The sequence below is a fragment of the Streptosporangium sp. NPDC050148 genome (genome assembly GCF_055586505.1).
The window spans coordinates 293533-320254 of the sequence record NZ_JBVJIA010000003.1; the positions used below are offsets into that span (position 1 = coordinate 293533).

The following is a 26722-nucleotide window of genomic DNA, read 5'->3' on the forward strand; positions in this document are numbered from 1 at the left end:
CGCGTCCGTCACCCCGCGTCCGTCTCCGCCGTCCGGGCCGCTGCCCGGTAGGAGAGGACGACCACGCCGCTGCCGAACGTGGTCGTCCCGGCGAGCTCGAAGGGGAACCTGCCGGTCTTCTTGAACAGCAGGTCCCCGGGGTCGCCGTCGCCCACGATGATCGGGTGCACCCAGAGGCGGAGCTCGTCGAGGAGGCCGTGCTCCAGCAGGGTGAGCGCGACCGGCCCGTAGCCGTACATCAGGATGTCCTGGCCGGGCTGCCCCTTGAGGGCGGTGATCTCCTCGACGAGGTCGCCCCCGATGACGGTCGAGTTGTTCCACTCGGCCTTCTCCAGGGTGCGGGAGGCGACGTACTTGGACATGGAGTTCATCCGGTCGGCGAAACCGTCCTCGTCGGTCATGGCGGGCCAGGCCTCGGCGAAGCCCTCGTAGGTGAGACGGCCCATCAGCAGGGCGTCGCAGGCGAAGAGCTGCTCGCGGGCGAACCGGCCCGCGTCCTCGTCGAAGTAGGGCATGGCCCAGGTGCCGGGGTCGCCGATGTAGCCGTCGAGGGACACGTAGGTCGAGGAAATGATCTTACGCATGGGGATCTCCGTTGGTTCGCGTGTTCGATGGGGAGGTTCGTGATGTCGTGGCCCGGCCCGGGGTTCGTTGCCGGTCCAGGGGTCTTCATGCTTTCCCGTGGTGGTTCGTCAGACCCGTGTCGGCTCGTACCGCGGGAAGGGCTTCCGCGTGGTCAGCAGGGGTAGGGGTGCCCGGCTCTGGCGTCGCGCAGCGCGCGGGCCCACCAGGTCAGCTGGTCCAGCGTGGTCGTCGCCGCGGTGTCGTACTCGGTGCCGGCCCGGGGCCAGCCGCCGTCGGCGGCGAACTGCTCCCAGTACCGGGGCAGCGTCACCCCCGCGTGGACGGCCACCGCGTGCACCTCGGTGAAGACCTGCCGTAGCTGCGCGGCGGCGAACAGGCCGCCGGAGTCGTTGCCGTAGGAGACGAACGCCACCGGCTTGGCCTGCCACTCCCGGTAGAACCAGTCCACCGCGCTCTTCAGCGGGGCCGGGAAGCTCCGGTTGTACTCGGGGGTCACCACCACGAACGCGTCGGCCCCGGCCAGGCGCGGTGCCAGTGCCGCCACCGGGGCGGGAGGCGGCTCGTCGGTGTCCGTGAGCGTCTGCGGAAGCGCGGCCTCGGCCAGGTCGATCAGGTCGATCTCCAGCTCGGCCCGCCTGCGCGCCCGCGCCACGAACCAGTCCGCCACCGTGGGGCCGAACCGGCCGGCTCGGGTGCTGCCGACGATCACCGCCACCCGCAGCCGCTCCCCGCTCTGTTTTTCGGACATCTGCCACCTCCCTCGTTCTCGTGCCCGGCTGATGTGTTCCACCATGCCGGAGGGTGTTTACGACATGTTTACGGTCGGCCGCCGGTGGGCTTACGGCGCTCTCCTGTGTCTCGTACCGGTCGGTCCCGTATGGTGCGTTCATGCGTTTCGGGGTGCTGGGTCCGCTGGCGGTGTGGACGGCGGACGGCACGCCCGTGACCGTCCCCGGGGTGAAGGTCCGCGCCCTCCTGGCCGTCCTGCTCCTGCACGAGGGACGCCCGGTCCCGGCCGACCGGCTGATCGACGACCTGTGGGGCGACGCCCCGCCCGGCAACCCGGCCGGGGCGCTGTCGGCCAAGGTCTCGCAGTTGCGCCGGGTCCTGGAGGACGCCGAGCCGGGCGCCCGGGAGACGGTGGTGTCACCCCCGCCCGGGTACGTGCTGCGCACCGGCGCCGACGCCGTGGACGCCCACCGCTTCCGGTCCCTGGCCGACGAGGCCGCCCGGGCCGGTGACCCGCGATCGCGCGCGGCGCTGCTCACCGACGCGCTCGCCCTGTGGCGCGGCCCCGCGCTGGCCGACTTCGCCGACGAGCCGTTCGCCCGGTCCGTGGTCACCCAGCTGCACGAGCGGTGGCTCACCGCCCAGGAGGATCTCGTCGAGGCCCGCCTGGCCCTCGGCGAGCACCACGGCATCGTCGCCGGGCTGGGCGAGCTGGTCGGCCGGTACCCGCTGCGGGAGAGGCTGCGGGCCGCGTACATGACCGCCCTGTACCGGTCCGGACGGCAGAGCGAGGCGCTCGACGGCTACGAGGAACTGCGCGTCCACCTGGCCGACGAGCTCGGCCTGGACCCGGGCGCCGATCTGGTTGCCCTGCACCGGGCGATCCTCGTCCGGGACCCCGCGCTCGACCCGCCCGCCGTACCGCCGGCCCCTGCGGACGGGCCCGCCACGAACCTGCCCGCGCCGCTCGGCCCGCTGATCGGCAGGGACGAGGCCACGGCCGAGATCGGCGACCTGCTGCGCGCCGGACGTCTGGTCACCCTCACCGGTCCGGGCGGGGTGGGCAAGACCCGCCTCGCCGTCGAGGCCGCGCGGCTGCGGGCCGGTGACCTCCCCGACGGGGTGTGGCTGGTCGAGCTGGCCGCGCTCGGCCGTCCGGGCGCGGGGGACACCGCGGACTCGGCGGCCGACGAGATCATGCGGGTGCTGGGCGTGCACGACACCGTCGCCGCGGGAACGCCCCGGGACCGCCTGGCCGGCACGCTGCGTCCCCGGCGGTTGCTGCTGGTGCTGGACAACTGCGAGCACCTCGTCGAGCCCGTCGCGGAACTGGTGGAGCTCCTGCTGCGCGCCGCCCCGGACCTGCGCGTCCTGGCGACCAGCCAGGAGCCCCTCGCGGTGACCGGCGAGACGGTCTGGAACGTCCCGCCGCTGGAGACGCCCGGTGCCGGTGCCGCCGGTGACCCGGCCTCGCTGGAGCGGCTCGGTTCGGTACGGCTCTTCGTCGCCCGTGCCCGCGCGGCGGACCGCGGGTTCGTCCTCGACGCCGCGACCGCCCCTGCGGTCGCCACGCTCTGCCGCCGCCTCGACGGCATCCCGCTGGCCCTGGAGCTGGCCGCGACCCGGGTCCGCTCGCTGGGCGTCGCCGGTCTGGCCGAACGCCTGGACGACCGCTTCCGGCTGCTGGCCACCGGGCACCGGGGCGCCCCGCCCCGCCAGCGGACCCTCCAGGCGATGATCGACTGGAGCTGGGACCTGCTGGGCGACCCCGAGCGGCTGGTCCTGCGCCGGCTGGCCGTACACGCCGACGGGTGCTCCCTGGACGGCGCCGAGGCCGTCTGCGGCGGGGACGACCTTCCCGCCGCGGACGTGGTCGACCTGCTGGCGCGCCTGGTGGACCGCTCGCTCGTCACCGTCGTGCACGGCGCCGACGGCCCCCGCTACCGCCTGCTGGAGTCGGTGGCCGCCTACTGCCAGCTGCGCCTGCACGAGGCGGGCGAGACCGCGCGGTCGCGCGAGCGCCACCGACGCCACTACACCGCCCTCGCCGAGCGGGCCGCGCCCCTGCTGTACGGGCACGACCAGCAGCGGTGGCTGCGCCGCCTGGACGCGGAGAGCGCCAACCTGCGGGCGGCACTCGACGGCGCGGTCGCCGCCGGGGACGCCGAGCAGGGCCTGCGGCTGGTGAACGCGCTGGCCTGGTACTGGTTCCTGCGCGGCCGGACGGCCGAGGCGGGACGCTCCCTGTCCGCGGCGCTGGCCGTCCCCGCCGGGACGCCCGCGGTTCCCGTTCCCGCCGAGACTCCCGCGGCTCCCACCGGGACGCCCGCCGTCGCCGGTGACACGCCCGTGCCTCCCGGCGACACGCCCGCGGGCCGGGTCGCCGCGCTCCGTCCCCGCGTCCTGGCCTGGCGGGCGGGAATCGCCCTGCTACGCGGCGAGACCGCCGACCGGGCCGCCGCCCTGCGGCTGTACGAGGACGTCGTCGACCCGGCCGAGCGTGCCCGCGCCCTGTGGTTCCTGGCCTTCTGCGGGATGGGAGCCGGTGAGGTCGCGCTCTGCGAGGAACTCCTCGACCGGGCCCTGACGGCCTTCGACGCCCTCGGCGACCGGTGGGGGACGGCCGCGGCCCTGGTCACCCGGGCCCAGTACGCGCACCTGCGGGGTGACCTGGCCGCGCTCGAACGCGACAGCGAGCGGGGCGCGGAGCTCTTCGACGAGCTGGGCGACCGCTGGGGCCGGTTGCAGGCGACCGAGTGGCTCGGCGGGCTGGCGGAGATGACCGGTGACCACGAACGGGCCGACCGGCTGCACCGCGAGGGGCTGCGCATGGCCGAGGAGCTGGAGCTCTGGCCCGAGGTGGCCGGCCGGCTGGGCTGGCTCGGCTGGATCGCCCTGCAGCGCGGCGACCACGCCCGTGCCCGCGCCTACGGCGAGCGGGCGGCGCGGCTGGCCGCCGAGCAGTGCCACCGGAGCATGCAGATCTTCGCCGGGATGGTGCTCGGGTACACCGCCCGCAGGGAGGGCAGGTTCGACGCCGCGACGACGCATCTGCGCGCCGTGCTGGCGTGGACCCCGAGGCAGAACGGCGGGACGGACCGCGCCGTGTACGAGCCGATGGTCCTGACCGAGCTGGGGTTCGCGGCCGAACTGCTCGGCGACGCCGAGGCCGCGCGCGCCCTGCACCTGGAGGGCCTCGTCGTGGCGCGCGAGCTCGACGCCTCCCGGGACGTGACGCGGGCCCTGGAGGGCCTGGCCGGCGCGCTCTCCCTGGCCGGGTGTCACGACCGGGCCGCCATGCTGCTCGGGGCGGCCGCCACGGCCCGCCGGTCCACGGGCATGCCACCGGCACCCGCCGAGCAGGACGACGTGGACCGGATCACCGGGCGGGTGCGTGACGCGCTGGGCGAGGACGGTCTGGCGGCCGGACTCGAACACGGTGGCGGCCTCACCCCCGGCGAGGCCGAGTCCCTCGCCGGCATGCCGGTCGTCGCCTGACCCCGCCCGGTCAGACCTTGGCGGGGCTCTCGGCGCGGGGAAGGGCCTCGATGGTCTCCATGTGCCGCTCGCCCCAGTCGCCGAGCGGGATCAGGGCCTCGTTGAGCGAGCGGCCGAACCCGGTCAGCGAGTACTCCACCTTCGGCGGGACCTGGTGGTACACCTCGCGGTGCACCAGGCCGTAGGCCTCCATCTCGCGCAGCTGCTGGATCAGCATCTTCTCGCTGATGCCCGAGACCGACCGCCTGAGCTCCCCGAACCGCATGGGCCCGTGGTGGAGCGCCCACAGCACCAGCGCCTTCCACTTGCCGCCGACCACGTCGACCGCGGCGTCGAGCCCGCACGAGTACGTCCGCTTCTTCATCCCGCCCGCCTTCCCAACATACCAAAAGGTAAGTACCCAACAAAATAGTAGGTACTTGAGGAAATTCAAGCATGGCACCAGCATCGTGAACACACCGGCCGGGCCATGAGAGACGGGCCCGGGTCCGGGTGCTCACCTGCCGACATCGAACGAACCGGGGATCACATTGACCACCGACAGCCGTCCGCCCGTGACGGTCATCGGCCTGGGCGCCATGGGAAGGGCGCTGGCCGAGGCCTTTCTGGACAACGGTCACCCCACGACCGTGTGGAACCGCACGGCCGCCAGGAGCGAGGAGCTCGCCGCGCGGGGCGCGACCGCCGCCGCCACCGTCGCCGAGGCGATCGCCGCGAGCCCGCTCGTGGTGATCTGCGTGCTCGACCACGCCTCCGTACGGAACGTCCTGGACGCCGCCCTCGGCGGCACGGACCTCCTCGACACCCCGGGCGCCTCCGGTTCCGGGACCGGCGTCCTGGCCGGCCGGACGCTGGTCAACCTCACCAACGGCACGCCCGCCCAGGCGCGCGAGACGGCCCGGTGGGTGGCCGGGCACGGTGCCGAGTACCTGGACGGCGGCATCATGGCGGTGCCCCCGATGATCGGCACCCCCGGGTCGCTCGTCCTCTACAGCGGGTCGCAGGAGTCCTTCCGCGCCCACGAGCGCACCTTCGAGGTGCTGGGCGGCGCGATGTACCTGGGCGTCGAGCCCGGCCGTGCCGCGCTGTACGACATCGCGTTGCTGAGCGCGATGTACGGGATGTTCGGCGGGTTCTTCCACGCCGTCGCCCTGGCCGGGTCGGAGGGGGTCCCGGCGACGGAGTTCACCCCGCTGGTGGTCTCGTGGCTCAACGCCATGGCGACCGCCTTTCCCGGGATGGCGGAGGCGATCGACTCCGGCGACCACCCCTCCACCGGCTCGAACCTGCGGATGCAGGCGGTCAGCTTCGTCAACCTGCTGGACACCAGCAGGGACCAGGGGGTCGACACCGGGCTGCTGGAGCCCATGGGGGCGCTCCTCGACCGGGGGGTCGCGGCCGGCCTGGGCGCCGGTGACGTCTCCGCCGTGGTCGACCTGCTGCGGACCGGTCCCGCCGGGGACGCGCGGACCCGATGACCGCCTGCCGGCACGCCCCTGCCGGTGGCCGCCACGCGGGTCGCCGCCCCTGACCCAACGGCACGAGGCCGGCTCCCTCGGGGGAGAGCCGGCCTCGTGGACCGCGGCGGAGCCGGTGGGCGCCGATCGGTGACGGTCGTCGGCGGTCGCCTTCTCAGAAGGCGTCGTCCCGGCTCAGAAGGCGTCGCCCCAGCGGCCGCAGTCGTCGAACTTGTCGTCGCCCTCGCAGACCCGGATCTTGAAGTCGTCGAAGCCGTTGCTCTTCTTGAAGCCGCCGAACCTGTGGAAGTGCGAGCGGCCGGAGGTCTTGAAGACCTTGGTGTGCGAGCCGAAGCGGTCGTGCCACTTGAACCACACGTAGCTGCGGTCGCGGTCGCGGTCACGGTCGAACAGGTCGCCGTAGAACCAGTAGCGGCCGCCGTCCTTGGTCCAGTAGCCCTTGAAGTAGGAGCGCTTGCCGAAGCTCTCGCCCCGGCCGAAGCCGGAGTGGTAGGGGCCGAAGAAGTGCTTGCCCGACGCCTGCTGCGTGCTCGCGGCGGTGGCCGCCGTACCGGCGGTCGAGGCGGTCGCCGCGGGGGCGGCGGCCACACCGGCGACCAGCGAACCGGCGAGGGCGGCTCCGGCGAGAAGGGTGCGCATCGTGCTCATCGTCTTGCTCCTGTGCGGTGTTCGGGTGTCTTGCCGTTCGGACACCTCGAACACTAGGAAGATCCGAAGAATCCTTCTGCGCAGGAATGCACACATCTGCCCGAGCGTGCCCTATTACCCATTCCGGGGCCCCGGCAGCGGAGCGCCGGGACGGCGCCTCAGACCACTCCGGTGAGGTCCAGACGCCAGTCGTTGCAGCGCATGACGGTTCCCGGCGGATACTCGAAGTCGCACTCCGCCACGAGGACGAACCCGGCCTTGCGGCAGACCGCGTTCGAGGCGGGGTGGTCGACGGAGGGGAACGCGTGGAGGTGGCGGTGCCTGCGCTCCGCGGCGGCCTCCACGGCGACGGCCCGGGCCGCTGCGGCCGCGACGCCCCGGCCCTGGAACTCCGGCAGGACGCCCCAGCCGGTCTCGTACACGACCTCCTCGCCCCAGACGCGTTCCCAGTAGCCGATGCTGCCGGCCTTCCGCAGCTCCGGGAGCAGGACGACGGCGAACATCCGGCCGGCCCCCTTCCCGGTGATCTCGACGTACCGCCGGTGCCGCGCCAGGAGCTTCTCCTCGGTCTCCGGGCCGCCCAGGTGTTCGGTCATCTCCGGCGCGTTGATCCGGCGCAACAGGTCGAGGTCGTCCTCCGACCACGGGTCGAGCCGCACCCCCGGGGTGTTCGTCCGCTCCGGCATGTCTTCCCCTCACCGTGGACCGTTCGCCTGCGCGAGTGCGCCGAGTCTGCCAGGGGCCACCGACAGTCGGGCGGACGAAATACCTATAAATGGTCCGTCGATGGGCAAATGCTGTGGCGGCGCCTCCGTCCCCGGCGGTCCGGTCGTTGACAACCCGCCCGGCCGTTGGCAACGGTGAAGCCTGCGATCCGGCCGCGACGGGAGGGGATGGTGAGCGTGGGCGAGAGCGGGCGTAAGGGCGCGGCACCCGCGCCCCGGAGGACACCGGCGCCCCGGAGACCGTCCGCGTCCCGCAGGACGCCCTCGGAGGAGGGGACGTCCTGGCCGGCCAGGACGGTTACGTCCGAGCAGCCGCCCCCGCGGACGCCCGGGCCCGCACCGGCGCCCGGGTCCCGGGAGACGCCCTCCCCCCGCCAGGCCAGAGCCCTGTTCCAGCGGGCCGGCCGCCTGCTGGCCCACGCACGCGCGCTGCTCGCCGACGACGCGCGGGCCCACGCCGACGTCCAGCACGCGCTCTCCTCGCTCCGTACCCGCCTGGCCCGCGCCGAGCTGGCCTCGATCCCGCTGACGCGGCTGAAGGACGTCACCGGGGGACGGCTGCGGCTCGGCACCTTCGAGCAGGCCGGGTACGCGACGGTCCTCGACGTCCTGGACAGCACGCCGTACGCGCTCCAGCTGCTGCCCGGGGTGGGCGCGCGGACGGCGGGGCAGGTGCACGCCGCCGCCGGGCAGATCGCCCGGGCCGCGGAGGAGACGGTGACCCTGCGGATCGACGTCGACTCCCAGGACGCCGAGACCACGGCCCTGCTGGTCGCGCTGAACCGGCTGGTGACCGCCGGGCCCGACCTGCCGCGCGCCCGCGCCGCCGCCACCGGGATCGACCGGAGCCTGTCCTCGCTGCTGCCCGCCGCGCAGCCGGCCGGCGGGCGGCTGCGGATGCTGCTCGCGGGCCGCAGGGGCCGTGAGCGGGCCCGCGAGGCCGTCGCGCGGATCGCGGAGGTGCTCGACACGGCGAACGCGTCCGACACGTCGCTGCTGTTCGACCAGGCGTCGGTGGACCTGCTCCGCCCGCCGGTCTCCGACATCGAGGCGTGGGTCGACTTCGAGCTCCGCGCGTCCGAGTACTACAACCTGCTCGCCGAGCTGGCCGCCCTCAAGCCCGACCGCGTCGCCTCCGAGGGCTTCCTGCCCGACGACGTCTCGGCGCGGGTCAAGGCCCAGGACCTCGACGACACCCACCGGCGGGTCTCGCTGCGCGGCTACCAGTCGTTCGGCGCCCGGTTCGCCCTCGCCCAGCGCCGGGTGATCCTGGGGGACGAGATGGGCCTGGGCAAGACCATCGAGGCCATCGCCGCGTTCGCGCACCTCAAGGCGGAGGGCGAGCGGCACTTCCTGGTGGCCTGCCCGGCCAGCGTCCTGCTCAACTGGGTGCGCGAGATCGAGGCCCGCAGCACGCTCGCCGCCCACCCGCTGCACGGCCCCGGCCGGGCCGCCGCGCTGACCGGCTGGATCGGCGCGGGCGACGTCGCGGTGACCACGCTGGACACGCTGCACCGCCTGGAGATCCCCGCCGACCTCAGGCTCGGGATGCTCGTGGTCGACGAGGCGCACTACGTCAAGAACCCCGAGACCCGCCGGTCCAAGGCCGTGGCCTCGTGGTGCGGCCGCAGCGAGCGGGTGCTCTTCCTGACCGGCACCCCGATGGAGAACCGCGTCGAGGAGTTCCGCAACCTGGTCGGCCTGCTGCGGCCCGACCTGGTCGCCTCCATCAGGGGCAGTGACGCGGCTGCGGGCGCGCGGGCCTTCCGCAGGGCCGTGGCCCCGGTCTACCTGCGCCGCAACCAGGAGGACGTGCTGACCGAGCTGCCCGACCTCGTCCACGTGGACGAGTGGGAGGAGTTCAGCGCGGCGGACCTGGCCGCCTACCGCAGGGCGGTGGCGAAGGGGAACTTCATGGCGATGCGCCGCGCCGCCTACGCCGTGCCGCGGACCTCGGCCAAGCTGCACCGGCTGCTGGAACTGGTGGACGAGGCCGCGGGCAACGACCTCAAGGTCGTGGTCTTCTCCTACTTCCGCGACGTCATCGCCGCCGTCCACGACGCCCTGGGCGACCGCGCGCACGGCCCGATCTCCGGGGACGTCGGCGCCGTCGAGCGCCAGCGGATCGTGGACGCGTTCACCTCCGCCCCCGGCCACGCCGTGCTGCTCAGCCAGATCCAGGCGGGCGGGATCGGCGTCAACCTGCAGGCCGCGTCCGTCGTGATCATCTGCGAGCCCCAGGTCAAGCCGACCATGGAGAGCCAGGCCGTGGCCAGGGCGCACCGCATGGGCCAGGTCCGCAAGGTCCAGGTGCACCGCCTGCTCACGGCCGACAGCGTCGACCAGCGCATGCTCGACATCCTCCGTGGCAAGGCCGGCCTCTTCGACGTGTACGCCCGCCGCAGCGCCCTGGCCGAGTCCACCCCCGACGCGATCGACATCTCCGAGCAGGCGCTGGCCCGCCACATCGTCGAGGAGGAGCAGCGGCGGCTCGCGCTGGGTCCCGCCGGCGGTGCGGGAGCCGTTCAGGACGTGACGAAGGCCAGCAGGTCGGTGCCGAACTCGTCCTTGTAGGCGCCGACCAGGCCGTGCGGACGGCCGGGGTAGACCTTCAGGGTGGCGTCCTTGATGAGTTTCGCCGACTTCAGGCCGGCGGCGCCGATGGGCACGATCTGGTCGTCGTCACCGTGCGCGACCAGCGTCGGGACGTCGAAGCGCTTGAGGTCCTCGGTGAAGTCGGTCTCGGAGAACTGCTTGACGCAGTCGTACGCGCCCTTGAGGCCCACCTGCATGCCCCACATCCAGAACGCGTCGCGCGCGCCCTGCGACACCTGTGCACCGGGCCTGTTGAATCCGAAGAAGGACATGCTGAGGTCCCGGTAGAACTGCGAGCGGTCGGCCGCGACACCCGCGCGGATGCCGTTGAACACGTCGATCGGCAGGCCGTCGGGGTTGGCGTCCGTCCTGACCATGATCGGCGGGACCGCGCCCAGCAGGACCGCCTTGGACACGCGGGAGGTGCCGTGCCGGCCGATGTAGCGGGCCACCTCGCCGCCGCCGGTGGAGTGGCCGACCAGGATCGCGTCCCGCAGGTCGAGGGTCTCGACGAGCTTGGCGAGGTCGTCGGCGTAGGTGTCCATGTCGTTGCCGTGCCAGGGCTGCCCGGAGCGGCCGTGCCCGCGGCGGTCGTGGGCGACGGCGCGGAAGCCGTGCTCCGCGACCAGCATCATCTGGTCGTCCCAGGTGTCGGCGTTGAGCGGCCAGCCGTGGCTGAAGACGACCGGCCTGCCCGCGCCCCAGTCCTTGTAGAAGATCTGGGTGCCGTCGTCGGTGGTGATGAAGCTCATGGTGCCTACCTCGAAGCGCTGGGCGAACCGGACATGCTTCGACGGTAGGCAGCCGGAAGCCCTCCCAATCGGCCGGAAGGCCCCATCACCGGAAATCCGATCACATACTTAACCGCTCTTGACCCGGGCCGGCGCTTTGCGAGGGTCCTCCTCCACGGATCCGTCCCCGGAGGGACGCCCGGCCGGGCTCCGGACGAGACGCCTCCCGAGACGCCGGCCCGGGTCCTCGACCAGGCGGTGGGTCAGGTGACAGAGCGGCACCAGGACGAGCAGGAACGTCCACAGGTTCGGGCTCACCCGCAGCAGCAGCGGGTGGAGCAGGTAGAGGGAGAAGCTGATCACCCCGAGGTGGGCGAGCGGCCGGGGGAACCGCCGGTGCCGCAGCGCGAACGCTCCCCCGAAGAACCCCACGGCCAGCACGATCGCCGGTGCCCAGCCGGGGTCGTCCTTGGCGAGGAGCCCGCAGGCCGTCACCGTCAGCACGGCGGCGACGGCGGTACGCCACCGGATCGTGCCCTGCTCCGCCCGGTACACGGCGGTGCCCGCGAACATCAGGGCCAGGATCGTCAGCCCCTGCCACGCCCCGATCCGGCTGCCCAGGATCACCAGGGCCAGGCCGAGGACGCCACCGGTCACCGCGGCGGCCGTGCGCGCCGTGCCGCGCGCCCACGCCGACACGACGACGACCGCGACGACCGCGACGGCGAGGAGCGCGGCGGTCAGGTCGGCACGACCGCGGATGAGCGGGCCCGGCAGCAGCAGCCCGAGCGGTACGGCCACCACCGCCAGCACGGCCGCGACGGCGGCCGACCGGTGCGCCCGCCCCGTCGCGAACAACCCGACCGCCATCAGGTAGAACGCCATCTCGTACGAGAGCGTCCACATCACGTCGATGACGGCGGGCACGCCGAGCAGTTCCTGCAGCATCGTCAGGTTCCCCAGCGCGACGAGCGGCAGCGGACGCGTCGCCGTACCGGGATGCAACGCGAAAGCACCGGCCCGGGCGAGCAGGAGCGCCAGGCCGAGCGCGGCCAGCAGCAGCGGCAGCAGCCTGAAGGCCCGGCCGATCCAGAAGGCCCGCAGGTCACCGCGCCGTTCCAGGGAGGCGGGGATGATGTACCCGCTGACCAGGAAGAACACGAAGACGCCCCAGGTCCCGACGTCGATCCTGCGGTCCACCTCGGCCCACAGGCCCGGGACGAAGGTCCAGCCGGAGTGGTGCAGCGCGACGGCCAGCGCGGCGGGTCCGCGCAGCGCGTCCAGCCAGGCCAGCCGCGAGGGGGTCGGAGCCATTCGCCCGACTTTAGGGGATCCCGCGGACATCCGGGCGTGAACCCCCGTCCGGCCGTCGCCCGCACCACCGGGCCGTGCGACGCGGCAGGCGGCATCCCTGGTCGATGAAGGGATATTTCGCCTTCTCTCCGTTAATCGGCGGCACCGTCCCGCGGCCTTTTCGGTAAGCCATCCTCCCTGCTGAGAGTCGTTTTGCCGTTAGCAGGAACGGCCGGTGCGAGCATCGCCGGAGAGCTAGAACCGATCATGATAACTGGGGGAAAAATGCTCCGAAAACTGATCCCGGCCCTGGTCGTGGTTGCGGCCGCCGGGTCACCGGCCACCGTGACCGCGGCGTGGGGGGAGAGCACGAGGACCGCCGCGGAGGTGCGGACGGCCGCCGTGTCGGACGGGCGGTCGACCGGCACGTGCAGCCCCGGATCGCCCTGCGCGCTGGTCAACTGCGGTCCGGGACGCATCTGCGTGCCCTCGCCCAAGCACTGCTTCACCACGCCCTGCCCGCAGTACGACTGCGTGCCGATCCCGTCGATACCGAACACGGGCTACTGGCCCTCCTATCCGGGATGGCGCCCGCCGTACCCGGGCTGGCGTCCGCCCTACCCGTCGTGGCGTCCGCCGTACCCGACCCAGTGGCGTCCGCCGTACCCGGGCTGGCGCCCGCCGTACCCGTCGTGGCGTCCGCCGTACCCGGCTCCGCGCCCGCCGTACCCGGGGTGGCGTCCTCCGTACGCGGCGCCGATCCCTCCGGGTCCGGGTCCGCGACCGCCCTATCCGGCACCGCGGCCGCCCTTCCCCGGACCGCGCCCCGTCCATATGGGAGGCTGACAGGCCGATGACGGGTCGCCCGGGGAGCGTCGCTCGCGGTGGTTCCCGATCTCCGATCGGGACGGCCGCAGGGGCCGCGTCCGGGGCGGATCCGTCGCCGGGGGTCACACCCGCGCCGTACGGGGAACCGGGCATGCCCGGACGCGCGGAGCGGGCAGGGGAACCCGGGTCGTCAGGACGACGGCCCGGGTTCCCCGTCTTTTCCGGGGCCGGTCACCGGGACCCGTCCCCGGCGAGGAGACGGACCCGCCCCCGCGGAGACCCTCCTCGTGCGGGCCGCCCCCGCGCGGGCCGTCCCGGTGCGGGCCGTCGTCGCGCGGGCCGTCCCGGTGTGAGCCGTCGCCGTGCGGGCCGTTCCCATGCGGGCCGTCGTCGCGCGGCGTCCTTGCTCAGGTCGTCGCCGTACGAGCCGTCGTCGCATGTGTCGTCCCGTACAGGTCGTCGACGAAGTCCGCGATGAGCGGGGCGATCTCGGGGAGGTTCTCCTCCAGGGCGAAGTGCCCGGTCTCGAAGAGGTGGAGCCGCGCGTCCGGCAGGTCGCGGAGGTAGGCGCGGGCTCCGGCCTCGGTGAAGAACGGGTCCCGGGTGCCCCACACGACGAGGGCGGGTGGCCGGTGCTCGCGCAGCCAGCGCTGCCACTCGGGGTAGAGGGCGACGTTCGAGTGGTAGTCCAGCGCCAGGCCGGCCTGCGCGTCCTTGCGGCCGGGAAGGTCGAGGAAGTGCTGGTCCAGGGTCCAGCCGTCCGGGGCGATGCGCTCGACGTCGGTGGTGCCCCCCTCGTACTGGTCGCGGGTCACCTCGAGCTCGAACAGCCGCCGGACGTTCTCCTCGGCCCCGGGGACACCCGGCCGGTTGGCGATCGTCTCCCGGGCCACGTCCGACAGGCCGTCCTCGTAGGCGTTGGCGTTCTGCACGATCAGACCGGCGATCCGCCCGGGATTCCTCGTGGCCAGCCGGAGGCCGGCCGGTCCCCCGAAGTCGAAGGTGTACATCACGAACCTGTCGAGCCCCAGCGCCGACACGAACCCCTCCAGGACGTCCGCCAGCCGGTCGAAGGAGTACGTGAAGCCCTCGGGCACCTCGGTGTGCCCGAAGCCGGGAAGGTCCGGGGCGATCATCACGTACCGGTCGCCGAGGGCGTCCATCAGCCGGCGGAACTGGTGCGAGCCCGAGGGGAAGCCGTGCAGCAGGAGCAGCACCGGCGCGTCCGGCGTCCCGGCGGGGCCGGTCTGCCGGTAGAAGACGCGGACCCCGCCGACGTCCAGGAAGCGGTGGAACACGTGCGGAACGGTCATCCACATGCCTTTCAGAGACGATGATGCATTAGTTATAGCCAGGAGGTTTCTAATGCGTCAATCGCCGGATGTACCATTAACGGCATGATCCTGGTCGGAGAGCCGCTCGCGCTCGACCTGCTCAACACCCGGTGGCGAGACGGCGACCTGCTGGAGGAGGACGCGTCGTTCCGTGACTGGCTGGCCGCCCAGCAGGAACGCCTGACCCCGCCGGAGGCGGAGGTCGACCTCGACGCGGTACGGCGGCTGCGCCAGGCGGTCCAGGAGTGCGTCGAGCACGTCCGCGCGGGCGGCCCGCCCCCCGCCCCGGCACTGCGCGTCCTCAACGAGGCGCTGCGGCACGCGCCCGCCCACCGCGAGCTGGACTGGCCGGACGTCCTGGTCAGGCGCGGCGGCGACCCCACCGCCAGGCTGCTGGCCGAGCTCGCCGAGTCCGCCGTGGACCTGCTCGCCGGTCCCGACATCGGCAGGGTCCGCGGCTGCGCCGGGCCGGGCTGCCGGTTACTCTTCCTCCCGGCCCATCCGCGCCGTCGCTGGTGCTCGGCCGCGCTGTGCGGCAACCGGGTCCGCGTCGCCCGCTACTACCGGCGCCACAACGCGCCCGCGGACGGCGCGTCCCCGGAGTGAGAGGACACGACATGGATCTGCGGCCCTTCACCGAGGCCCACGCGGCCACGGTCGCCGGCTGGCCAACCTCGGCGCGCGAGGTCGAGATGTGGTGCGCGCGAACGGAGTTCCCGCTGTCGCCCCGGACCGTCACCGGGTGGCAGCTGGACGAGGACGTCCGCTCCCATCTGCTCTTCGAGGGCCCCTCCGGCGACGGCGACCCGCTCGGCTACGGGGAGCTCTGGCTCGACACCGAGGAGGACGAGGTCGAGCTCGCCCGGCTCATCGTGGCGCCCGGCGCCCGCGGCAGGGGCGTCGGCCGGGAACTGGTGCGGGCACTGACCGTCCTGGCCCGGGACACGGGCCTGGCGGACGTCTTCATGCGGGTCCACCCGGACAACGACCGGGCCCTGCGCTGCTACCGGGGGGCCGGTTTCCTGCCGGTCGATCCCGCGCTGGCCGCGGCGTGGAACGCCCCCCAGCCGGTCGACTACGTGTGGCTGCGGCACGCGGAGCCCGCGTCGTAGTCCGCGGAACCCGCTCGCCCTCGACATTGCACCTTTCGGTTCAGTGTCCTACACTGAACCATATGGTTCAGCAATTGGCGCTCGATCGAGCGTTCTCAGCGCTGGCGGACGCGACACGGCGGCAGATCCTGGTCCGCCTGAGCGAGGGGCCGGCATCGATCGGCGAACTGGCCGAGCCGTTCGGCATGTCGCTGACCGGCATGAAGAAACACGTCCTCGTTCTGGAGAACGCCGGCCTGGTCACCACCGAGAAGGTCGGCCGGTCGCGGCAGTGCCGCCTGGGGACCGAACGATTGGACGACGCCATGGCCTGGATCTCCTTCTACCAGCGTCTGTGGGAACGCAGGCTCGACGGGCTCGACGCCTACTTCACCCTCAGGAAAGGAACCGAACAGTGACCGCTCAGACCGGAACCGCACAGCTGCGGTTGACCCGCGTGCTCCCCGCCACCCCCGAGGAGGTCTTCGACGCCTACACCGACGCGGAGAAGCAGAAGATCTGGTTCAGCATCCTCGACGAGACCCCCGGGGTCGTCGAGATCGAGGTCGACCTGCGGGTCGGCGGCCTGCAGACCGCCGTCTGGGGACCGGATCGCGACACCCTGTTCCGCGAGACGCAGACCTTCATGGTGATCGACCCTCCGAAGCGCCTGGTCACCGAGTCCACCGGCAGCAGCCCGGACGGGACGACCATGACGACGACGGTCGAGATCACCTTCGAGGAGCACGAGAAGGGGACGCTCCTCACCGTGGTGCAGAGCGGCTTCCCCGACGCCGAGACGCGCGACTTCTTCAGCCGGCACGCCTGGGTCGGGGCGTTCGACCGCATCGAGGCCTACCTTCTCCGCCGGTGACGACCCGCACCGTACGACGGAGACGCGCATGACCACGTCACCCGGCGTCGACGACCGGACCCGGGAGCGGGGGCGCGACGCCGGCACGGCAGCGTCGTCGCCCCACTGCTCGCCCTTGTGACCATTCCCGTCATGACGATTCCCACCGACCTCGACACCGTCTCCACGGTCACGCCGGCACTGTGCCACGTCGTTCTCGCGTCCGTCACGGTCGCGGGACTCCTGGCGATACGCGGGCTCGATCGCGGGCCGGACGCTTCCGTCGGGCACGGCGGGCACGGCGGGCACGGCACGCGGCCGTAGGGCCCGGACGCCCCCGGCCACCTGCGGATCGACCACGCCGCCCACGATCCGGATATCGGCCTCCGAAAGTTTCATCCGCTTATCAGCAGGCAAATCGCGCAATAAGTCCGTGAAACATTCATTCTGTCGAAACATTCCGGAAATCTATTGACACATTTCGTGGGCCTTCACAGAATGAGTCCCGAGTGGAGCTCTCCACACCTTCGCCCGGGTGAACGATGACGGATCGCGTCTCGGCGCGGCCCTGTGACCTGCGTGTTCCGGCCGCGGCGAGCCGTGGCCGGAACACGCGCATCCCCCGTCTCCGATCGGTGTTCCAGTGGAGGAACAGACATGATCGATCGCTCTCTCGTCCTCGGCGGGCACCGGAAGCGCTGCCCGGCTCTCCGGAACGCGCTCGTCATGGGCACCGTGGGAATCCTCGTCGCGGCGTTCACCGTGGCCCTGTCGGCCCTGTCGGCCCTGTCGGTCCCGGCCGGCGCCGCGAGCACGTCCGGCGCGGTGACCGGGACGGGCCGCTCCCTCGACGGCGGCGGCAGCGGTGCCCGGGCCGACTGCAGCGCCGGATACGTCGGCCTGACCTTCGACGACGGCCCCAACCCCGGTACCACCGCCTCCCTGCTGAACGCGCTCACGTCGAACGGGCTGCGCGCCACGATGTTCAACGTCGGGCAGAACGTCCAGAACAACGCGGCACTGGTCCGGGCCCAGCGGGACGCCGGCATGTGGATCGGCAACCACAGCTGGACCCATCCCCACCTGACCCAGATGAGCGGCTCGCAGATCCAGTCGGAGCTCCAGCGGACCCAGCAGGTCCTCCAGCAGGTCACCGGCACCGCGCCGAGGCTGTTCCGGCCGCCGTACGGGGAGACCAACGCCACGGTCAGGTCGATCGAGCAGCAGCTCGGCCTCACCGAGATCCTCTGGGACGTCGACTCTCGGGACTGGAACGGCGCGAGCACCGCGCAGATCGTGCAGGCCGCGGGCACCCTGCGGAACGGCCAGATCATCCTCATGCACGACAACTACGCGACGACGATCGCCGCGATCCCGCAGATCGCCGCCGGCCTCAGGAGCCGCAACCTGTGCGCGGGCATGATCTCGCCCTCGACCGGCAGGGCCGTCGCGCCGGCCGACGGTCCCGGCCCGACGCCAACCCCGACCCCCACGCCGACGCCGACGCCCTCCGGTGGCTGCACGGCCACGATCTCCCCGGGACAGCAGTGGGGTGACCGGTTCAACCTGTCGGTCACCGTCTCGGGGACCGGCGCGTGGGTCGCCACGGTGACCGTGCGCAGCCCGCAGAGGATCATCAACACCTGGAACGGCACCCCGAGCTGGGACTCGAGCGGCACCGTCATGACGATGAGGCCCAACGGCAGCGGGAACACGTTCGGCTTCACGGTCCAGCACGGCGGGGACCGGACCTGGCCGTCCGTCTCCTGCCGCGCCGCCTGAGGCCCGCGCCGGGACCCTGCACGAGGCCGTGCGGTGTGACGGTCCCCGATCGTCCGGCGACCCTGGATCACCCCGATCGTCACACCGCACGGCCCCTCGACGGACGTGGCACCGGACCCCGCGCGCGGCCGGTGTCCACCGCCGTGACCAGCGGATGTGAAAGTTTCACCGACGGTTGACGGATGCGGTGCGACCACCCATGATCATGGTGCCTCCGGGTCAGGAGGGGGCGTCGTGTGAATGCCACTATCCGTTGCCGAGGTGCACCGATGCCAAGAACCCTGTTACGGGCCGCGTCCGCCGTTCTGCTGACGCTGGCCACCCTGAACGTCCCCGTGGCGCACGCCGACGAGGCCGATCCGGTCGCGGTGACCGTGAACGCCCGCGCCGCGCTCGCCCCCGTCCCCGAGACCGGCATCGGCACCAACCATGCGATCTGGGACACACAGCTGGGCAACGACACGACCGCCGACCTGCTCAAGGACGCGGGCGTGAAGGTGCTGCGCTATCCCGGCGGCTCGTACTCCGACATCTACCACTGGGCCGACCACACCGCTCCCGGCGGCTACGTGGCCCCCAACACCGACTTCGACACCTTCATGCGCGGCGTGCGGCGCACCGGCGCGCAGCCGATGGTGACCGCCAACTACGGCACCGGCACGGCGGCCGAGGCCGCGGCCTGGGTCCGGTACGCCAACGTCACCAAGGACTACGGCGTCAAGTACTGGGAGATCGGCAACGAGAACTACGGCAACGGCCGTTACGGCGCCGCCTGGGAGGCCGACGACCACGCCGACAAGAGCCCGGCCGAGTACGCGCGCCACGTCGTGGCCTACTCCGACGCGATGAAGGCCGTCGACCCGACCATCAAGATCGGCGCCGTGCTGACCACCCCGGCCAACTGGCCCGACGCCATCGTCGCCGACGGCGACACCGGAAGCTGGAACGACGTCGTCCTGGCCGCCGCCGGATCGAAGATCGACTTCGTGATCCTGCACTGGTACCCCGGATCCCTCGACAGGACCGGTCACATCCCCGACATGATCGACCTCACCCGGCGGCAGATCGCCAGGCACGTCGGGGCGGGCTCGGAGCGGATCGGCATCGCGATGACCGAGTTCAACACCGGGTCGAACACCAACGGCACCAACACCCAGCCCGGCGCGCTGGCCGCGGCCGACGCCTACGCGACGCTGCTGGCCAACGGGGTGTTCACGGTCGACTGGTGGAACGTCCGCAACGGCATCGGCACCGTCACGCAGGTCGAGGGGCACACCGACTACGGCGACTTCGGCCTGCTGTCCAGCGGGACGTGCACCGCCGACGGCAGCGTCTGCGAGCCGGCGGTGAACACGCCCTTCGCGCCGTACTACGCGCTGCAGATGGTGAGCAGGTTCGCCCGCTCCGGTGACCGGTTCATCCGGGCCGCGACCGACGAGGCGAAGGTCACCGCGCACGCCGTGCGCCGCGCCAACGGCGACCTGGCCGTCATGCTGATCAACACGTCGTCCGACACGTCCTACCCCGTCACGATCGACTACTCCGGCTTCAGCCCCGCGCCCGGCGCTCCCACCGTGCTGACGCACACCAACGGCGCCACCGGCATCACCGAGTCGGCCACGGGCAGCGCGACCGGCCGGACGCTGCCGCCGCTCTCGCTGACCACACTCGTCCTGCGTCCCTCCTCCGTCCAGGCCGGCCTGCCGGGCGCGCCGGGGCAGCCGACGGTCTCGAACGTGACGGACACCACCGCCACGATCTCCTGGCCCGCCGCCTCCGCCGGTACGCGCCCGGTCGTGAAGTACGAGGTCAGCCGCCAGAACGGGGCCGTCGGCGAGCAGATCGGCGAGACGGGCGGCACCTCGGTCACCGTGAACAACCTGAAGCCGGGCACGCGCTACACGGTCAACGTGATCGCCCGGGACGGCGGCGGCGGCACCTCCGCCCCCTCCGCGCCGCTGACGTTCACGACCGGCACCCCCGCCTCCAGCACGTGCTCGGTACGCCTGACCAAGCAGTCCGACTGGGCCAACGGCTACGTCGGCGCCATCGACATCACCAACAACGGCGCGCCGGTCAACGGCTGGACCCTGACCTTCGGCTGGCCCAGGACGTGGCAGAGCCTGGGCAGCGGCTGGGGCGCCGTCTGGACGCAGACCGGGCAGAACGTCAAGGTCGTCAACGAGCCCGGAAACGGCTCGCTGGCCACCGGCGCGACGGCCACGGTCGGCTTCGTCGGCAACTACAGCGGCCCGAACACGCTGCCCTCCGTCTTCACCCTCAACGGAACCGTCTGCACGACCCGCTAGCGGTGACGGGGGCCGTCCCGCCCGGACGGCCCCCGTCACCCGGTAATGGCGTTGACAACCCTCGCGTCCCGCTCGTACGGTTGACAGGTCCCCGTCGTCGTCGATCGGAGCCAGGACGTTGTACGTCTGAGGTCTGAGACACCGTGCCGCGCAGCGACCTTCCGTCGCTGTCCGTGTGCTCGCGTGCGACCTCGGCCGCAGAGCCGTCCGCCCGACCGGGACCTGTCTTCCCTCACGGTGTCTCCATCCGTTGCCCTGCTCTTCTCGCAACGACCGGAGGCCTCCATGTCTCATACCCCCACCTTTGTCACCTGCTCGTCCCTCTCCTTCGCCTGGCCCGACGGGACGACCGTCTTCGACGGCCTCCAGCTGGCCGTCGGCTCCGGCAGGACCGGCCTGATCGGGCTCAACGGCTCGGGCAAGTCGACCCTGCTGCGGCTGCTGGCCGGTGAGCTCACCCCTTCCGCGGGCACGGTCAAGGCCTCCGGCGACATCGGGTACCTCCCGCAGACCGTCGTCCTCGACACCGGCCTGCGGGTGGACCAGGCCCTCGGCATCGCCGCCGTACGGGCCGGGCTGCTCGCCATCGAGGCGGGCGACACGAGCGAGGAGCACTTCGCCGCGGTCGGCGACGACTGGGACGTCGAGGAACGGGCCCGCGCCACCCTCGACCAGCTCGGGCTCGGGCACATCGGCCTCGACCGCACCGTCGGCGAGCTGTCGGGCGGCGAGTGCGTCCTGCTCCGGCTCGCCGCGCTGCTGCTGGCCCGCCCCGCCGTCCTGCTGCTGGACGAGCCCACCAACAACCTCGACCTGGTCGCCAGGGAGCGGCTGTACGCGGCCGTGGACTCCTGGTCGGGGGTGATGGTCGTGGTCAGCCACGACCGCGCCCTGCTGGAGCGGGTCGACCGGATCGCGGACCTGCGCGACGGCGAGGTGCGCTGGTACGGCGGGACCTACTCGGCCTACGAGGAGGCGCTGGCCCAGGAGCAGGAGGCGGCTGAGCGGATGGTCCGCGTCGCCGAGGCCGACGTGCAGCGGCAGAAGCGGGAACTGGCCGACGCCCACGTGAAACTGGCCAGGCGGGTGCGGTACGGCCAGAAGATGTACGACACGAAACGGGAGCCGCGGGTCGTCATGAAGGCGCGCAGGCGCGCGGCCCAGGTGTCCGCGGGCAAGCACCGGATCATGCACTCCGAGAAGCTCGCGGAGGCCAGGGAGCGCCTCGACGAGGCGGTGGAGGCCGTACGGGACGACGACGAGATCAGGATCGAGCTGCCGCGCACCGCCGTCCCGCCGGACCGGGCGGTCCTGACCCTGCGCGACCTGTGCCTGCGGTACGGAGCCCCGGCCGGCGGGACCTTCGGGCAGGCGGGCGGCGGGCTCCAGGTCCACGGACCGGAACGGATCTCCCTGACCGGGCGCAACGGCTCGGGCAAGACGACGCTGCTGCGCACGATCGCCGGAGAGCTGGAGCCGGTCTCCGGACAGGTGCAGGTCCACGTCCCGCTGCGGTTCCTGCCGCAGCGGCTCGACATCCTGGACGACTCCCTGAGCGTGGCCGGGAACGTGGCCCGTTTCGCGCCCGGGGCGACGAACAACGCGATCCGTGCCCGGCTCGCGCGCTTCCTCTTCCGGGGGGCGAGCGCCGACCGGCCGGCCGGCACCCTGTCGGGCGGGGAGCGTTTCCGCGCCTCACTGGCGGCACTGCTGCTGGCGGAGCCCGCGCCACAGCTGCTGCTGCTGGACGAGCCGACCAACAACCTGGACCTGGCGAGCACCGAACGGCTCACGGAGGCGCTGCGCGCGTACGAGGGCGCGTTGATCGTCGCGAGCCACGACGCGCCGTTCCTGGACGCGATCGGCATCACCCGCCGGCTGACCCTCTGACCCACGGGCGGCCGGCTCTCCCCCGGAGGGCCGGCCGTCCCCTCACCGGGGTCCGCGGCCGTGGACGTGATCCTCCCCGCCGGGCACGGCCTGCCCGGCGGGGAGGATCACGTCCTCTCGTTCCGCCGTCGTCCGTTCCGCCGTCGTCAGGCCGGCACCATCGGCCGGGTCTCCTCCTCGGCCTCGTCGTTCCTGTCCGCGCGGGCGGGCAGGAGCAGGGCGGCGACGACCACGGCCACGGACAGCGCCGCGCCGATGATGAAGGCCAGCCGCATGCCGCCGAGGTCGGCGAGCACCTTCGTGGCCCCCTCGGACACCAGGGTCTCGGATCGCGCGCTCATCACGGTGACCACGAGCGCGGTGCCGATGGCCGCGGCCACCTGCTGCAGCGTGCTCAGGATCGAGCTGGCGTGGGAGTAGAGCGGCGACGGGACCGCGCCGAGCCCGAGGGTGAACACCGGGGTGAACGTCGCGGCCAGGCTCACCATCAGCAGCGCGTGCAGGCCGAGGAGCTGCCAGATCGGCATGGTCATCGTGATCTGGGTGAAGCCGGTGAGCGCGAGGCTGATCCCGATCGCCCCGGGGATGACCAGGACCCGGCCGCCGAACCGGTCGAACAGGCGGCCGATGGTCGGGCCGAGCAGCCCCATCGCGAGGCCGCCCGGCATCACGAGGAGGCCGGTCTCCAGGGCGCTGAGACCGCGGACGTTCTGCAGGTACAGCGGCAGCAGGATCATGGATCCGAGCATCGCCATGAAGGCCAACGACATCAGGATCAAAGCGATCGTGTAGGTGCGGTGGCGCAGGGTGCGCAGGTCCAGCAGCGGCACGTCGCGCTTCTGCAGCGACAGCTGGCGGAACACGAAGACCACGATGGCGGCCAGGCCGGCCGCCACGATCGTGACGGCGGTGCCGATGTCGCCGCCCTCGAACCGGCTGAGCCCGTAGACCAGGCCGCCGAAGCCCGCGGCCGCGGTCACCACGCTCAGCCAGTCGACGGTGCTGTACTTGGGCTCGCCGACGTTCTTGAGCTGCTTCAGCCCGAACCAGGTGATCACGGCGGCGATGGGGAACACCACGGCGAACAGCAGCCGCCAGGATCCGAACTGCAGGATCACCCCCGAGACCGTCGGGCCCATGGCGGGCGCGACCGAGATGGCCAGGGAGAGGGTGCCCATCACCCGGCCCCGGTCCTCCTCGGGCACCACCTGCATCAGCGTGGTCATCAGCAGCGGCATCATCACCGCCGTACCGGACGCCTGGATGATGCGGGCGCCCAGCAGCACCTCGAACGAGGGCGCGACGGCGGCCAGCGCGGTGCCGAGCAGGAACAGGCTCATCGCGGTGGCGTACGCGCTCCGGGTGGACACCCGTTGCAGGAACCAGCCGGTGATCGGGATGACGGCGGCCATGGTCAGCATGAAGGCGGTCGAGAGCCACTGCGCGGTCTGCTCGGTGATGTTCAGCGCGCCCATCAGCCGCGGGATCGCGTTGATCATGATGGTCTCGTTGAGGATGACCACGAACGTGGCGAGCACCAGCAGCCGGATCACGGGCGGGGTGCGACCCGGGGCGGTGGTCGCTTGCTTGGCGGGTGAGTCGGTCTGCGGGGTCGACACGGTTCCTCGATCTGGATCGTCGGGCATGGCACGGTCATGGCTGGCGTCCCAGCCGGGGGTCTCACAAGAAGTCGTGGTCATGTCAGAGTGACGGACAGCACCGACAAAACTCATCGCCCTACCCCAGCATTTCGGCAAGTTACGGGAGATGTCATCCGGTTTTCACCGGCGGACGACGCCCCCGATCACGCGCGCGCACCCGGGAAACGCCCCGTGGCCTGGGAGGACGTCCCGCACACGGGCTCCTGGGGCGATGGGGCCGCCCCGGGGGTGAGAATCCCGGACCGGGCGGGGGCTCCGATCCCGGACGACCGGCCCGTCCCCGCCGCCGGACGCCCCGGGGCCCCGGAGCCCCGGCGGGGCGACGCCCGGGTTCCGGGGTGACATGTCCGTAAGCTGAGGGTGTGTCTCCCGTACTGGTCCTGCTCGACGGCGTCCGCTGGCAGGGTGCGCGCGTGATCGGTGATCGCGCGCGGACCCTGTTGGCCGTGCTCGCCCTGCACGGGCGGGCCGGGGTCGGTGACGAGCGCCTGATCGAGGAGCTGTGGCCCGACGAGGCCCCGGCCAACCCGGCGAAGGCGCTGCAGGTGGTCGTCTCGCGTACCAGGGCGGCGACCCGTGCCGACGTCGTGGTGCGGATCCCGCGCGGCTACCGGCTCGGGCTGCCCGCCGGCCAGGTGGACGCGCTGCTGCTCGACGCGCTGGTGGAGCAGGCACGGGCCGCGCTCGGCGAGGACGACACCGAGCTCGCCCGCCGACGTGCCGAGGAGGCCCTGGACCTCGCGGCCGGCGGCCCGGACGGCGCCACCGGCCCGCTCGCCGAGCTCAGGGACGCCGCGGCGGGCCGGGCGGCCGAGGCGCGGCGGGTGGCGGCGATCGCGCGGGGCCGGAGCGGCGCCCACGAGAGCGCGCTGCCGCTGCTGGAGGAGGCCGCGGCCGACCGGCCGCACGACGAGGAGCTGCTCGCCTGCCTGCTGCGCAGCGAGGCCGCCGTACGGGGTGCCGCCGCCGCCCTGGAGCGCTACGAGCGGTACCGCGCGGGCGTGGCCGCGCGGCTCGGCACCGCACCGGGGCCCGAGCTGGCCCGCGTGTACGCCGGGCTCCTCGCCGCCGACCGGCCGGTGCGCGAGGGCATCCTGTTCGACGGCTCCTCGCTGCTCGGCCGTGACGGCGACATCCGCGCGGTGCACGCCCTGCTGCAGACGAACCGGGTGATCTCCATCGTCGGCCCCGGCGGGCTGGGCAAGACGCGGCTGGCCCATGTCGTCGGCAGGAACGCCGCGCAGCCCGTCGCCCACTTCGTCGAGCTCGTCGGCGTCTCCTCCCCGGAGGGCGTGGTGGGCGAGGTCGGGTCGGCGCTCGGGATCCGGGACTCGGTCAGCGGGCGCCGCGCCATGACCAGCGAGCAGCGCTCCGACGTCCGCGCCCGGATCGCCCGGCATCTCGACCAGGCCCCGGCGCTGCTGATCCTGGACAACTGCGAGCACGTGATCGGGGCTGTCGCCGACCTGGTGTCGTTCCTGACCGTGACGACCCGCGACCTGCGGGTGCTCGTCACCTCGCGCGCCCCCCTGTCGATCCCCGCCGAACGCGTCTACCCGCTCGGCGAGCTGCCCGCGGGCGACGCGGTCGAGCTGTTCCGCCAGCGCGCCACGGCCGCCCGCCCGGACGTGCGGATCGGCGAGGGAGCGGTCGAGGAGGTCGTCGCCCGCCTCGACGGACTGCCGCTGGCGATCGAGCTGGCCGCGGCCAGGGTGCGGACGATGTCGGTGGAGGAGATCGCGCGGCGCCTGGCGGACCGGTTCGCCCTGCTGCGCGGCGGGAACCGCACGGCCCCCGACCGGCACCGGACGCTGCTCGCGGTCATCGACTGGTCGTGGAACCTGCTCCGGGAGCCGGAACGGCGGGCGTTGCGGTGGCTGTCGCTGTTCGGCGACGGTTTCACGCTGGCCGCGGCCGAGCACGTCCTCGGCCCGGACGCGCTGCGCGCCGTGGACGCGCTGACCGAGCAGTCGATGCTGAGCGTCCGCGAGACGGCGTACGGACTGCGTTACCGGATGCTGGAGACCGTCAGGGAGTTCGGGCGGATGCGGCTGGAACAGGCCGGGGAGAAGGAGGCCGCCCGGCGGGCGCAGCGGGCCTGGGCGACGTCGTACGCCCTCGGACACGCCTTCGAGCTGTTCGGCCCGGCGCAGTTCGCGGCGGCCGACGCGTTGGGCGCCGAGGAGGGCAACCTCGCCGACCTGCTCCGCCAGGCCCTCGGCGAGACCGATCCGGCCACGACGGTGCAGCTGCTGACCGGTGTCGGCGCGCTGTGGTCGGTCCGCGGCGACCACTCCCGCATCCTCGTCCACCAGGACGCGATCACCGAGGTGGTCACCGGCTGGACGCCGCCGCCGCACCTCGTCCAGCCGGCCAGGGTCGCCGCGGTGGTCACGCTCATGAACATCGCGATCGCCACCGACCGCCGTGCCGGTCCGCTGTACGACCTGCTGCGGGCACTGCCCGTCGACGACACGATGAACTCCCGCGTGGTGGCGATGGCCACGGTGCTGCTCGCGTGCGACGAGGCCGGCCGCGACGGCATGCGCCGGCGGCTGGCGGAGCTGCGCCGGAGTCCCGACCACGACGTGGCCGTCGCGGCGACGCAGATGAGCATCCACGTCCTGGAGAACGCGGGGGACGTGACCGGGGCGATCGAGGCCGCCGAGCGGACGCTGACGATGCTCCGCGA

General features: G+C 72.7%; 21 protein-coding genes and 1 pseudogene. 12 read left to right on the forward strand and 10 right to left on the reverse strand.

The annotated features are described in order from the left end of the window. Positions 1-8: 8 nt before the first annotated feature. Positions 9-584 carry a dihydrofolate reductase family protein gene (locus ACZ6RT_RS04895; RefSeq protein ID WP_399185187.1) on the reverse strand — a complete coding sequence of 192 codons (576 nt, stop codon included), beginning with the start codon at positions 582-584 and terminating at the stop codon, positions 9-11. Between the two features lie 152 nt (positions 585-736). Further along, complete coding sequence (locus ACZ6RT_RS04900; protein WP_470152259.1) at positions 737-1333, reverse strand: NADPH-dependent FMN reductase; 597 nt, start codon at positions 1331-1333, stop codon at positions 737-739. Positions 1334-1473: 140 nt separating this feature from the next. On the opposite strand from ACZ6RT_RS04900, the gene ACZ6RT_RS04905 reads away from it, so the two are divergent. Continuing rightward, positions 1474-4812 (forward strand): AfsR/SARP family transcriptional regulator, encoded by a 3339-nt coding sequence (locus ACZ6RT_RS04905; RefSeq protein ID WP_470152260.1) that lies wholly within the window; start codon positions 1474-1476, stop codon positions 4810-4812. 10 nt (positions 4813-4822) lie between these two features. Here the strand turns inward: ACZ6RT_RS04905 and ACZ6RT_RS04910 are convergent, their stop codons facing one another. Beyond that, positions 4823-5176: a winged helix-turn-helix transcriptional regulator gene (locus tag ACZ6RT_RS04910; RefSeq protein WP_470152261.1), complete on the reverse strand. Its 354-nt coding sequence runs from the start codon at positions 5174-5176 to the stop codon at positions 4823-4825. A 160-nt stretch (positions 5177-5336) separates the two neighbouring features. Between ACZ6RT_RS04910 and ACZ6RT_RS04915 the strand changes: the two genes are divergently transcribed. Beyond that, the gene (locus ACZ6RT_RS04915) at positions 5337-6290 is read left to right on the forward strand and encodes an NAD(P)-dependent oxidoreductase (protein ID WP_470152296.1); all 954 of its coding nucleotides are present in this window, start codon (positions 5337-5339) and stop codon (positions 6288-6290) included. A gap of 174 nt (positions 6291-6464) precedes the next feature. Here ACZ6RT_RS04915 and ACZ6RT_RS04920 read toward each other — a convergent pair whose 3' ends face one another. Both ACZ6RT_RS04920 and ACZ6RT_RS04925 read right to left on the reverse strand, forming a co-directional pair. Then, on the reverse strand, positions 6465-6938 hold the full coding sequence (locus ACZ6RT_RS04920) for a hypothetical protein (RefSeq protein WP_470152262.1): 474 nt from the start codon (positions 6936-6938) through the stop codon (positions 6465-6467). 158 nt (positions 6939-7096) lie between these two features. After that, positions 7097-7624, reverse strand: coding sequence for a GNAT family N-acetyltransferase (locus tag ACZ6RT_RS04925; protein WP_399185181.1), 528 nt, complete (start codon positions 7622-7624; stop codon positions 7097-7099). A 216-nt stretch (positions 7625-7840) separates the two neighbouring features. On the opposite strand from ACZ6RT_RS04925, the gene ACZ6RT_RS04930 reads away from it, so the two are divergent. Then, a complete protein-coding gene (locus tag ACZ6RT_RS04930; RefSeq protein ID WP_470152263.1) occupies positions 7841-10237 on the forward strand; it encodes a DEAD/DEAH box helicase in 2397 nt (798 codons plus the stop codon). On the opposite strand, the gene ACZ6RT_RS04935 is transcribed toward ACZ6RT_RS04930, so the two are convergent. From ACZ6RT_RS04935 to ACZ6RT_RS04950, 4 genes are all read right to left on the reverse strand, one after another. Next, entirely contained in the window at positions 10189-11010 is an 822-nt protein-coding gene (locus ACZ6RT_RS04935; protein ID WP_470152264.1) for an alpha/beta fold hydrolase, read from the reverse strand. The two genes, ACZ6RT_RS04930 and ACZ6RT_RS04935, sit on opposite strands and share 49 nt — an antisense overlap. A 108-nt stretch (positions 11011-11118) precedes the next feature. Beyond that, positions 11119-12303: an acyltransferase family protein gene (locus tag ACZ6RT_RS04940; protein ID WP_470152265.1), complete on the reverse strand. Its 1185-nt coding sequence runs from the start codon at positions 12301-12303 to the stop codon at positions 11119-11121. Positions 12304-12434: 131 nt separating this feature from the next. After that, positions 12435-12842 (reverse strand): hypothetical protein, encoded by a 408-nt coding sequence (locus tag ACZ6RT_RS04945; RefSeq protein ID WP_399185177.1) that lies wholly within the window; start codon positions 12840-12842, stop codon positions 12435-12437. A 675-nt stretch (positions 12843-13517) separates the two neighbouring features. Next, entirely contained in the window at positions 13518-14423 is a 906-nt protein-coding gene (locus ACZ6RT_RS04950) for an alpha/beta fold hydrolase (RefSeq protein WP_470152266.1), read from the reverse strand. Positions 14424-14507: 84 nt separating this feature from the next. Between ACZ6RT_RS04950 and ACZ6RT_RS04955 the strand changes: the two genes are divergently transcribed. The 8 genes from ACZ6RT_RS04955 (at position 14508) to ACZ6RT_RS04990 (ending at position 22369) form a co-directional block, all read left to right on the forward strand. Then, positions 14508-15050: a CGNR zinc finger domain-containing protein gene (locus ACZ6RT_RS04955; protein WP_470152267.1), complete on the forward strand. Its 543-nt coding sequence runs from the start codon at positions 14508-14510 to the stop codon at positions 15048-15050. Between the two features lie 11 nt (positions 15051-15061). Then, entirely contained in the window at positions 15062-15556 is a 495-nt protein-coding gene (locus ACZ6RT_RS04960) for a GNAT family N-acetyltransferase (RefSeq protein ID WP_470152268.1), read from the forward strand. Positions 15557-15618: 62 nt separating this feature from the next. Beyond that, positions 15619-15954, forward strand: coding sequence for an ArsR/SmtB family transcription factor (locus ACZ6RT_RS04965; protein ID WP_344891666.1), 336 nt, complete (start codon positions 15619-15621; stop codon positions 15952-15954). Further along, positions 15951-16409, forward strand: a complete 459-nt coding sequence (locus ACZ6RT_RS04970; RefSeq protein WP_399185173.1) for an SRPBCC domain-containing protein — start codon at positions 15951-15953, stop codon at positions 16407-16409. The genes ACZ6RT_RS04965 and ACZ6RT_RS04970 overlap by 4 nt, the downstream gene beginning before the upstream one ends. Before the next feature lie 132 nt (positions 16410-16541). Then, positions 16542-16712, forward strand: coding sequence for a hypothetical protein (locus tag ACZ6RT_RS04975; protein WP_470152269.1), 171 nt, complete (start codon positions 16542-16544; stop codon positions 16710-16712). A 333-nt stretch (positions 16713-17045) separates the two neighbouring features. After that, entirely contained in the window at positions 17046-18170 is a 1125-nt protein-coding gene (locus tag ACZ6RT_RS04980) for a polysaccharide deacetylase family protein (protein WP_470152270.1), read from the forward strand. 269 nt (positions 18171-18439) lie between these two features. Continuing rightward, positions 18440-20479, forward strand: a complete 2040-nt coding sequence (locus ACZ6RT_RS04985) for a cellulose binding domain-containing protein (RefSeq protein ID WP_470152271.1) — start codon at positions 18440-18442, stop codon at positions 20477-20479. Positions 20480-20764: 285 nt separating this feature from the next. Next, positions 20765-22369, forward strand: a complete 1605-nt coding sequence (locus ACZ6RT_RS04990; RefSeq protein ID WP_470152272.1) for an ABC-F family ATP-binding cassette domain-containing protein — start codon at positions 20765-20767, stop codon at positions 22367-22369. Between the two features lie 146 nt (positions 22370-22515). Here the strand turns inward: ACZ6RT_RS04990 and ACZ6RT_RS04995 are convergent, their stop codons facing one another. Further along, complete coding sequence (locus ACZ6RT_RS04995; RefSeq protein ID WP_470152273.1) at positions 22516-23988, reverse strand: MDR family MFS transporter; 1473 nt, start codon at positions 23986-23988, stop codon at positions 22516-22518. A gap of 677 nt (positions 23989-24665) precedes the next feature. Between ACZ6RT_RS04995 and ACZ6RT_RS05000 the strand changes: the two are divergent. Beyond that, positions 24666-25502: pseudogene (locus ACZ6RT_RS05000) on the forward strand (BTAD domain-containing putative transcriptional regulator); the annotation flags it as partial. Between the last annotated feature and the right edge of the window lie 1220 nt (positions 25503-26722).

Coding starts and splice junctions, on each gene's coding strand:
- ACZ6RT_RS04895 (WP_399185187.1), bottom strand. CDS start 584: ATGCGTAAGATCATTTCCTCGACCTACGTGTCCCTCGACGGCTACATC.
- ACZ6RT_RS04900 (WP_470152259.1), bottom strand. CDS start 1,333: ATGTCCGAAAAACAGAGCGGGGAGCGGCTGCGGGTGGCGGTGATCGTC.
- ACZ6RT_RS04905 (WP_470152260.1), top strand. CDS start 1,474: ATGCGTTTCGGGGTGCTGGGTCCGCTGGCGGTGTGGACGGCGGACGGC.
- ACZ6RT_RS04910 (WP_470152261.1), bottom strand. CDS start 5,176: ATGAAGAAGCGGACGTACTCGTGCGGGCTCGACGCCGCGGTCGACGTG.
- ACZ6RT_RS04920 (WP_470152262.1), bottom strand. CDS start 6,938: ATGAGCACGATGCGCACCCTTCTCGCCGGAGCCGCCCTCGCCGGTTCG.
- ACZ6RT_RS04925 (WP_399185181.1), bottom strand. CDS start 7,624: ATGCCGGAGCGGACGAACACCCCGGGGGTGCGGCTCGACCCGTGGTCG.
- ACZ6RT_RS04935 (WP_470152264.1), bottom strand. CDS start 11,010: ATGAGCTTCATCACCACCGACGACGGCACCCAGATCTTCTACAAGGAC.
- ACZ6RT_RS04940 (WP_470152265.1), bottom strand. CDS start 12,303: ATGGCTCCGACCCCCTCGCGGCTGGCCTGGCTGGACGCGCTGCGCGGA.
- ACZ6RT_RS04950 (WP_470152266.1), bottom strand. CDS start 14,423: ATGACCGTTCCGCACGTGTTCCACCGCTTCCTGGACGTCGGCGGGGTC.
- ACZ6RT_RS04955 (WP_470152267.1), top strand. CDS start 14,508: ATGATCCTGGTCGGAGAGCCGCTCGCGCTCGACCTGCTCAACACCCGG.
- ACZ6RT_RS04960 (WP_470152268.1), top strand. CDS start 15,062: ATGGATCTGCGGCCCTTCACCGAGGCCCACGCGGCCACGGTCGCCGGC.
- ACZ6RT_RS04965 (WP_344891666.1), top strand. CDS start 15,619: ATGGTTCAGCAATTGGCGCTCGATCGAGCGTTCTCAGCGCTGGCGGAC.
- ACZ6RT_RS04975 (WP_470152269.1), top strand. CDS start 16,542: ATGACGATTCCCACCGACCTCGACACCGTCTCCACGGTCACGCCGGCA.
- ACZ6RT_RS04980 (WP_470152270.1), top strand. CDS start 17,046: ATGATCGATCGCTCTCTCGTCCTCGGCGGGCACCGGAAGCGCTGCCCG.
- ACZ6RT_RS04985 (WP_470152271.1), top strand. CDS start 18,440: ATGCCAAGAACCCTGTTACGGGCCGCGTCCGCCGTTCTGCTGACGCTG.
- ACZ6RT_RS04990 (WP_470152272.1), top strand. CDS start 20,765: ATGTCTCATACCCCCACCTTTGTCACCTGCTCGTCCCTCTCCTTCGCC.